This window comes from Deinococcus pimensis DSM 21231, assembly GCF_000519345.1.
Classification (GTDB): Bacteria; Deinococcota; Deinococci; order Deinococcales; family Deinococcaceae; genus Deinococcus_A; species Deinococcus_A pimensis.
The window spans coordinates 81,270-83,026 of sequence record NZ_KI912654.1 but is presented as its reverse complement, the minus strand read 5'-3'; the positions used below and the strand labels follow the sequence as shown (position 1 = coordinate 83,026).

Genomic DNA, 1,757 nt, shown 5'->3' with positions numbered 1-1,757 from the left:
GGCCGCCGCGCGCTCCAGGAGCGCGCCGAGCGCCGCGCGGTCCGTCAGGAGTTCCGGGGGCGCCACGCGTTCGAGCACGCCCTCCCCGAACGCCTCGCCCACGCCGAGCGCCTCCACGTGCGCGTACCCGATGTGGCACGAGCACGTGGCGCGGCTGCACGGGCGCGGCACGAGGACCCGCAGGAAGTCCTCGTCGTAGAGGTTCCCGATGGGCCGCTCGATGAAGTGGCAGCGCCGCACCGTACCGTCCCCGTCGACGCTCACGACCGTCTCGCCCGCCGCGCAGGCCACGCCGCGCGTACGGTAGCGGCGCGTGTTGAGCTCGAACAGCGGATCCACCCGCGAGAGACGCCGGACGTCCTCCTCCGCGTAGTAGCCCGCGCCGCCCTGCAGGGCGTTCACCCACAGGTACACCCCGGGCGGCAGTTCGGCCCGCAACGCCTCCACCTCGTCGATGGCGGACCGGACGCCCACCATCCCGACGCTGTACCTGACGCCCGCCTCCGAGAGCGTGCGGCAGCGCGCGAGGAAGAGGGCGCGGGTCGTCTGCGTGGGGTGGTACGTGGCCCACAGCGCCACCCTGGACCGGTCGGCGCGGGCGAGCCAGTCGAGCCTGCCCGACAGGTTCGTCTGCACCGCCACGCGGCGCACGTGCCGCGCGTGACTGAGCCGCACGAGCGCGTCCTGGTAGCGGCGCCGCGCGAGCGCCTCTCCCCAGGGGGTGAACAGGACGGACACGTCGAAGTCGCGCGTCTCGACCCAGGTCACGAAACGCGAGAGCTGCGAGGCGTCGCGCGCGTGCTCCTCGCGGGACATGGTGCGCTTCGCGAAGGGGCAGTAGCGGCAGCCGTAGTTGCAGCTCGACAGGTCGCCCCGGTAGAGCAGACGCAGGTGCCGGGCGTCCGCTAGCGCCATTCGTACTCCCGCGCGAGCGAACGTGCCGCGTCCGAGTACAGCCACGGGCCGATCGCGTCGGACAGTTCCAGCCCGCCCGCGGTGAGCCGCAGCGCGTTCCCGCCGAGCGTGGCGAGCCCGGCCTCCACGAGGAGCGCGAGCTGCGGCAGGTGCGCGCACGCGTCGCCCCCGAAGCGTGCGCGGTACGCGCCGAGGTCGAGGCCCTCGGCCTGCAGGAGCGACTGCAGCACGAAGCGTCGTCGTCGCTCGTCCTCGCCGAGCCGCACGCCGTGCGCGGCCACGTCGAAGTCCCCGTCGGTTCGCGCCACGTACGCCGAGAGGATGTCGCGCACGCCGACCGCGCCGACCGCGTACTCGCTGGAGTAGTGCAGGCCGCGCGTGTAGGACCGCGCGCCGCACCCGAGGCCCACCATGCCGTCCGACTGGCAGCAGTACCCGGGGCCGTCCTCGCGCGGGGCGTCCGAGCGGCGGAACATCCGCATCGACACCTGCTCGTAGCCGCTCGCGAGCAGCAGGTCCCGCCCGGCGCGGTACAGGTCGAGCCGTTCGTCGTTCCACGACCGCCCCGTCCTCTCGATGCCCGTGAGGGGCCGCACGTACAGCGGGTACAGGTACAGTTCCTCCGGGGCGTACACGAGCGCCTCGCGCAGGGACGCCGCCCACGATTCGGGCGTCTGATGCGCGAGGCCGTAGATCAGGTCCACGTTGAGCGTGGGAACGCCCGCCGCGCGGATGTTCCCGAGCGCCTCGTGCACCTGCGCCGTGCGCTGCGCGCGGCCCACGGCGCGCACCTCGCGCTCCACGAAGCTCTGCACGCCGATGCTGACGCGCCGCACGCCCCG

1 protein-coding gene and 1 pseudogene are annotated in these 1,757 nt (G+C 73.8%); both read right to left on the bottom strand.

Going from position 1 to position 1,757, the window contains the following annotated elements:
- Positions 1-915 (bottom strand): STM4011 family radical SAM protein (locus DEIPI_RS31520; protein WP_169737125.1); only part of this gene is annotated, 915 nt, incomplete at its 3' end.
- Positions 906-1,757 (bottom strand): annotated as a pseudogene (locus tag DEIPI_RS0115225) (coproporphyrinogen III oxidase family protein); the annotation flags it as partial. The gene DEIPI_RS31520 and the pseudogene DEIPI_RS0115225, both read right to left, overlap by 10 nt.